Raw genomic sequence first — 7291 nt, 5'->3', positions numbered from 1 at the left:
GCGAAAGTGTGGGCTCGGTTGACTTGGATGGCGACTGGCATGGCCTCTTCGCGAGCAGGCTCGCTCCCACAATTGGATCGTGGACAGTCCTGCAATCAGGTCGACTGTCAGGCCGTTTGCCTTTGCTTTTGCTCTGCTTTGGTTTTTGATTTTTTGCCCCCGAGTGCAGGTTCTGCCCAGCGCGGCGGGCCCTGTAGGAGCAGCCGGTCGACGCTCGAATGCTCGCGAAAAACCTGAGAGCACCGCGGGATGTCAGGCTCCCCGCGTCATCGTTGACCTCCATCGCAGAGCATGCTCGCTCCGACGGGGGATCGAATACTCCCGCAAAAAAACCAAGTCCCGACCGCCACGCCATTTGCGCCAATCCATAAGCCATTTGGACGATGTGTGACCCACCCCTTGCGCCGACTATTGCCCCGGAGGCAACGCCCGATTCGGTTGCCTCGCATGCCCTGGCGCCTGACAAGAACAAGAGGATTGGCCTATGACTTGCCCTATGCACGCGTGCCCCGAACAGGAGCGTTGCTCATGCGCTCTGTGATCGGCTACCTGGTCTGCCTGGTGGTCGCCCTGACCATCGGCTACACCTTTTCCCCAAAATCTCCACCGCAGGCAGAACTGTTGGCCACACGCCCGGACCGGGTGCAGATCAACGGCCTGCTCAACCTTGGCTCGCGCGTGGTCGCCGTGGGCGAGCGCGGCAGCATCCTGCTCAGCGACGACCAGGGCGTCAGCTGGCAGCCCGCCAGTGTCGCCCCGCAACGCGATGCCACCTTGACTGCCCTGGTGGCGCTGGACCCGCAGCGCTTGCTGGCGGTGGGGCATGACGGCTTGATCCTGCGTTCCACGGACGCCGGCAGCCATTGGCAGGAAATTCGCTACGACAGCGATTTGGGCGAGCCATTGCTGGGGATCTGGAGCAGCGGTGGCGACAACGTCATGGCGTTCGGCAGCTTTGGCAAGTTCTATCAATCTTCCGATGCCGGACAGACCTGGACACCACAGGTCCTGGACATCGACAGCGCACACCTCAATAGCATGGCCGGTGGCGACGATGGCCGACGCATGCTGGTGGGCGAACAGGGCCTGGTGCTGCGCACGGCCGATGGCGGCCAGCATTGGCAGACCTTGCCGGCGTTCTACAGCGGTTCGCTGTTCGGCATCGTGCGCCTGAGCGCGAATAATTGGGTGACTTATGGCATGCGCGGGCATGTGTTCGTCAGCCACGACTTCGGCGACAGCTGGACCCAGATCGACGTGGGTAATCAACTGCCGCTGTACGGCCATGTACTGCTGCCCGATCACTCGGGCCTGGTGATCGTCGGTGCCGGCAGCTCGGTGGTGCGCCTGGATGCACAGGGTGCACTGGTAGGTGTCGCGCGGCTGGCCGGGCTCGGTACGTTGACCTCGGCGACGATGGTGGGCTCGCGCCTGCTGGTGGGTGGCGAGCGTGGGGTATTGCAGGGTTCAGGTGGCAGCGTTGCTGCCCTAGTGGCCACACAGGCCACCCAGTAAATGAGAGGCAGGCAATGAATCAAGGTAAACACTGGGTGACGCGTGGCGTCAAAACGTGCGCGGACTACCTGATGGCCTGGCGCAAGGGACTGCTGTTGCTGTTTGTCCTGGTGACGCTGGGCCTGGGCTACAGCGCTACCCACACGCAACTGGACCCGGGCTTCAACAAACAGATCCCGGTGCGTCATGAGTACATGGTCAACTTTCTCAAGTTCAGCCGTTACTTCACCGGCGCCAACCGTTTCCTGGTCAGCGTGCGCTGGAAAGGCGAGGGCGACATCTACAACGCCGAGTACCTGGAGACCCTGCGCAAAGTCACCGACGACGTGTTTTTCATTTCCGGAGTCAGCCGTCCCAGCGTGACGTCGCTGTTTACCGCCAACGTGCGCTATATCGAAATTACCGAGGAAGGCTTCTTCGGCGACGTGGTGGTGCCACCGCGCTTCAGCGGCACCCCTGAGGACCTGGCGCAGGTGCGCAGCAACACCGCTGCGTCCGGACAGGTCGGCCGCCTGGTGGCCAACGACCTGAAGTCGGCCATGGTTCGTGCCGACTTGCAGGACACTGACCCCAAGACCGGCCAGCCGGTCTCCTATGTCGAAATCGCCAAGCGCCTGGAAGAAGTTCGCGGCAAGTACAACAGCCCTGACATCGAGATCAACATTGTCGGCTTCGCCAAACTGGTGGGCGACGTGGTCGAAGGGTTGAACACGGTAATCGGCTTCTTTGTCGTCGCGTTCGTGATCACCGGGTTGCTGCTGTGGCTGTACTCGCGTTCCCTGCGCCTGACCGTGGTGGCGCTGCTGGTAGCGTTGCTGCCGGTGGTCTGGCTGCTGGGGTTGTTGCCGCTGTTGGGGTTGGGCATCGATCCGATGTCGATCCTGGTGCCGTTCCTGATCTTCTCCATCGGCGTATCCCATGCGGTGCAGATGACCAATGCCTGGAAGCAGGACGTGCTGGCCGGCAGCAGTTCCAGGGAAGCGGCGCGCCTGGCGTTCTGCAAGATCTTCATCCCCGGCTCCCTGGCCTTGCTGATGAACGCCCTGGGGTTCGCGGTGATCATGATGATCGATATCCCCATCGTCCACGAACTGGGGGTAACGGCCTGCATCGGCGTGATGCTGATGATCATCACCAACAAACTCATGCTGCCGGTGATCATTTCCTACCTGCGCCTGGAACCTGCGCTGTTGCGCCGGGCGCAGGCGCGGCCGGCGGGCAGGCATCGCCTGTGGTGGCGCCTGTCGGCGCTTGCCGAACCGGGGCCGGCCCTCGGGGTGTTTGCCGTCAGCCTGTTGCTCCTGGCAGCCGGGGCCTGGAAGGCTCGCGACCTGGCGGTAGGCGACATCGGCGCGGGCGCGCCGGAACTGCGGGCCGATTCGCGCTACAACCAGGACAACGCCAAGATCATCAACAGCTACTCCATTGGTCTTGATGTGTTGTCGGTGTTCGTCCAGGTCAAGGGCGTCGACGAAGGCTGCCTGTCACCCACGGTGATGCGTGCGGTGGAGGCGTTCGACTTTCGTATGCGCACCGTCACAAGCGTTCAGTCGATCCAGAGCGTGGCGGACATGGGCAAGCGGGTGATCGCCGGCAATAACGAAGGCAATCCGCGCTGGGCGGCGATTCCGGGCTCGCCCCGAGGCCTGAGCCAGGGCGCACGGGCCTATATGCCGGATGACGGGCTGGTCACCGACGGTTGCCAACAGATGCAGATCCTGGTGTTCCTGGCCAACCACGAAGGCAGCACCGTCAGCCATGTGATCAGTGAGGCCAACCGCATCATTGCCGAAGTCAGCTCGCCAGAAGTCGAATTCCTCCTGGCCGGTGGCAACGTCGGGGTGATGGCAGCCTCCAACGAGGCGGTCAAGCGTGCCGAAGTCATCATGCTGGGGGCACTATTCGGATCGGTGGCGTTGTTTTGCTGGCTGACCTTCTTGTCGATCCGCGCGGTGCTGTGCATTCTGGTGCCGCTGGCGATTGTTGCGATCCTGTGCAACGCGCTGATGACCCTGCTCGGGATCGGCCTCAAGGTTGCCACCTTGCCGGTGATGGCGCTGGGAGTGGGGGTTGGGGTCGACTACGGGATTTACCTGTACGAGCGCATCCAGCATGAAATGCTGCGCGGTGCCAATCTGCGGGAGGCGTTCTACGAGGCCATGTGCCAACGGGGTACGGCCGCGGTGTTCACGGCTGTGACCATGGCCATCGGGGTCTGCACCTGGGCGTTCGCGCCGCTGAAGTTCCAGGCCGACATGGGCGTGCTGCTGTCGTTCATGTTCCTGGTCAACGTGCTGGGGGCAATTTTCCTCCTGCCGGCGCTGGCGGCCTGGTTCAATCGCGGGCGACCGCTGGTCACCGCACGGGTACGCCAACCGGTACCGGCACACGGGCAGTTCCGCTTGAAAAACAGCCCGGCTGCGCGTGATACCGCGAACGAAAAATAATCCTGCCGGACCTATTGTGGAGTCCGCAGGCGCTGGTGAAACTGGCGGGCAAGTAGCAGTCGAGAGAGGGGAGCCCTGGGCTCCCCAGCCGAAATTATAAAAATAACAAGGGAAGGGCACAGTCCTTACCCGAGCGAGATGAGACTATGCAAAACGGTGACTTGACCCATGAAGCCCTGGCCAGTCTTGGCCTGGACCTTACACGCTACAACCAGTTGGTGGGCGAGATCTATGAAGGCGCACTCGATCCGAAACTGATGGCCACGGCGCTCAGGAGCTTTCTCAAACTCTACGATGCCAACTTCGTCACGCTGATCCTGCGGGTGCCGGATCAACCCGATACCGGCGTGATGATCATCGTTGGCGAGATCGAAGGTGCCGGTGATGTCTGTTACATGACCTACCCGCAAACCAATTCACCTTTCTCCAATCAGCCGCTGGACCATGTATTCACCGTGGACGACATCATGAGCACCACGCAGTGGGAGCAGAACGGCTACTTCAAGATGTTCTGCGAGCCCCATGACGTGTACCACCTGATGTGTGCCGACATTTCCACGCCGGACGGCGGCAAACTGCGTTTTCGCATGACCCGCCCTAAACGGGCAGCCAATTTCTCTGCCCATGAACGCGCGGTGTGCGCCAGTTTCCTGCCCCACCTACGGCGTGCCTCGCAATTGCATAACCTGCTGGACCGCAGTGAATCGCTGAGCGAGTTGTACTCCCAGGCCATCAGCCGGCTATCGGTGGCGACCCTGGTGCTCGACGAGAGCGGCAGCGTGTTGCAGATCAACCCGGTGGCCCAGGAAATCCTCGCCCGTTCCGACGGCTTGAAACTGGTGGGCGGGCGCCTGGAGGCGACTTACCCCAGCGACAACCGCGAGCTGCAACGCTTGATTCGCGCCGCGTTTTCCCCGGATGCTCCAAAAGACGCCGAGGCCATGTCAGTGACCCGTCCTTCCGGACTGGTCGCCCTCGGTGTAGTGGTTGAATCGATACGGTCCCTGGACTGGGCCGAGGAGAAGGGCCAGCCCGCAGCGCTGGTTTACATCCGCGATGCGTCGAGTAAATCCCTGGCCAGCGAGGTGGTGACCAAGCAGTTGTTCAACCTGACCAAGGCCGAAACCGCCCTGGCCATGGAACTGGCCAACGGCCTGTCCCTGGAAGAAGCTGCAGAGGTTCTCAATATCCGACGCAATACCGCGCGGGCGCATTTGCGCTCGATATTCTCCAAGACCGGCGTGCGGCGCCAGACCGAGTTGGTGCGCATCCTGCTCAACAGCGTGGTGGCTTTGGGCAAACCCAGGCTTGGGTTGAAAGTGACGGAAAAGATCAAAGTGCCGCCGCTGCAACTGGCCGTGCCGATTTATCGCCAGGCCTGAATTTGATGGTCTGTAGGAGCGAGGCTTGCCCGCGAACCAGGCGCCGCGGTGTATCAGTCACACCGCGGCGCCCGGGTTTCCTCTGGTTTCAACACATCAATTTTTAGTCCGCACGGACGATGCCGTCCCGTGATTGCCCTGTCGATACTGGGCGGACCTATCACGGAGAACCACTATGCCAATTACAGCCATCACCGGCAGCGCCTCGGGAATCGGCGCCGCCGTATCCGCCGCCCTACGCGCCGCCGGGCACCAGGTTATCGGGATCGATCGCAGCAACGCCGAAGTGATCGCCGACCTGTCCACTGCCCAGGGGCGTGACGCGGCCATCACCCGAGTGCTTGAGCTCAGCGGCGGCGTCCTCGACGGGCTGATCTGCTGCGCCGGAGTGGGTGTCACGGCGCCGACCTGCGGCCTGATCCCGGCGGTCAACTACTTCGGCGTCAGCCAATTGCTCGATGGCTTGCAAGGTGCGCTTGCCAAGGGCCAGCAACCGGCGGCACTGGTGATCGGCTCGGTGGCGGCGACTCACTCAGGCGTCGACGGTCAGGCGATGGTTGAAGCGATGATTGCAGGCGATGAAGTCCAGGCTCTGGAACTGGCCAATACCCTCGGTCAGCCTCATGTCGCCTATGCGGCCTCCAAATACGCGATCAGCCGTCATGCTCGTAGCCTGGCCGTGAGCTGGGGCAAGCGGGGCATGCGTTTGAACGTGGTGGCGCCGGGTGCGGTAGAAACCCCGCTGCACCAGGCGTCGCTGGATGATGCGCGCTTTGGCCAGGCAACCCGTGATTTCGTCGCGCCCCTGGGCCGCTCCAGTTGCCCTGATGAGATCGCCGCCGTGGTGGTCTTCCTGCAGTCGCCACAAGCGTCTTTTGTCCACGGCAGCGTGGTTTTCGTCGATGGCGGCATGGACGCCATGGTCCGCGCTCCGCACTTCTGAAAGGAACTTGCATGAACAAGGTGGCATTCATTACCGGCGCCAGCCGTGGTATCGGTCGCGAGGCGGCGCTGGCGTTCGCCCGCGCCGGTTTCGACCTGGCGATCAGCGCCCGTACCCTCAATGAGGGTGAACAACATGAACATGCCCTGCGCGATGCCGCCGGAGCGCCACTGGCTGGCAGCCTCAACGGCACTGCGCAGGCGTTGCGCGATCTTGGTTGCCGGGTGCTTGTCGTGCCCATGGACCTGCTCGACAGCGCTTCGGCCCTGGGCGCCTGCCAGGCGGTGCTGGCCGAGTACGGTCGCATCGACGTACTGATCAACAACGCGATCTACCAGGGCAGCGACCTCAACGCCGGGTTCATGGACTTGCAAGCCCAGACCCTGGAGCGGATGTTCCAGGGCTATATCCTCACCCCATTCCTGTTGACCCAGGCGGTGGCTGAACACATGGTGACGCGCGGTGGCGGGGTGGTGATCAATGTCACCTCCGGCGCCGGCGAAAGCGATCCGCCGGTGGCGGCGGGCAAGGGCGGCTGGGGTTATGCCTACGGCGCGGGCAAGGCGGCGGTGTCGCGACTCTCCGGGGTAATGGCCACGGAATTGGGTGATCTCGGCGTTCGTGCCTACACCCTTAATCCAGGGGTGGTGACGACCGAAGCGCTCAAGGCCACCATCGGTGACAAAGGGTTGATCGCTTTGCGTTCCGGCAGCGCACCGCCCCATGTTCCGGCGGCGGTGATGTTGTGGCTGGCTACTGCAGAGCAGGCACCAGGGTTTCAGCGTCGGACGATTGCTGCGCAGCCGTTTGCGTTGGAGCATGGGATTGTTGCTGATTGGCGTTAGGCCAGTGATCGACTGTTTTTTTTCGTGTACATATCCATTCCTGCGGTAACGGCCACCTAGGGTTTCGCTCTTACAGCGTGTCACTTGGAAAAACGGAACGCCGCCCGGCCCTAAGTAACCAAGGGCTCTTGCCCCTGGCGTTCGGTGCCTCGCTAATGC

The 7291-nt window shown here is 62.4% G+C and carries 5 protein-coding genes; all 5 read left to right on the top strand.

Annotated elements, in window-relative coordinates; genetic code table 11:
• The first annotated feature begins 528 nt into the window (after positions 1–528).
• The gene (locus AC3WWR_RS30415) at positions 529–1515 is read left to right on the top strand and encodes a WD40/YVTN/BNR-like repeat-containing protein (RefSeq protein WP_020800081.1); all 987 of its coding nucleotides are present in this window, start codon (positions 529–531) and stop codon (positions 1513–1515) included.
• Between the two features lie 14 nt (positions 1516–1529).
• Positions 1530–3962: an efflux RND transporter permease subunit gene (locus AC3WWR_RS30410; protein WP_454866164.1), complete on the top strand. Its 2433-nt coding sequence runs from the start codon at positions 1530–1532 to the stop codon at positions 3960–3962.
• 146 nt (positions 3963–4108) lie between these two features.
• Positions 4109–5344 carry a helix-turn-helix transcriptional regulator gene (locus AC3WWR_RS30405; RefSeq protein WP_020800083.1) on the top strand — a complete coding sequence of 412 codons (1236 nt, stop codon included), beginning with the start codon at positions 4109–4111 and terminating at the stop codon, positions 5342–5344.
• Between the two features lie 175 nt (positions 5345–5519).
• Positions 5520–6287 (top strand): SDR family oxidoreductase, encoded by a 768-nt coding sequence (locus AC3WWR_RS30400; protein WP_020800084.1) that lies wholly within the window; start codon positions 5520–5522, stop codon positions 6285–6287.
• 11 nt (positions 6288–6298) lie between these two features.
• Complete coding sequence (locus AC3WWR_RS30395; RefSeq protein ID WP_020800085.1) at positions 6299–7132, top strand: SDR family NAD(P)-dependent oxidoreductase; 834 nt, start codon at positions 6299–6301, stop codon at positions 7130–7132.
• Positions 7133–7291 lie beyond the last annotated feature (159 nt).

This window comes from Pseudomonas sp. EB271-G4-1, from assembly GCF_058791355.1.
The sequence above is the reverse complement of the archived record's forward strand: the minus strand, read 5'-3'. Positions and strand labels throughout refer to the sequence as shown.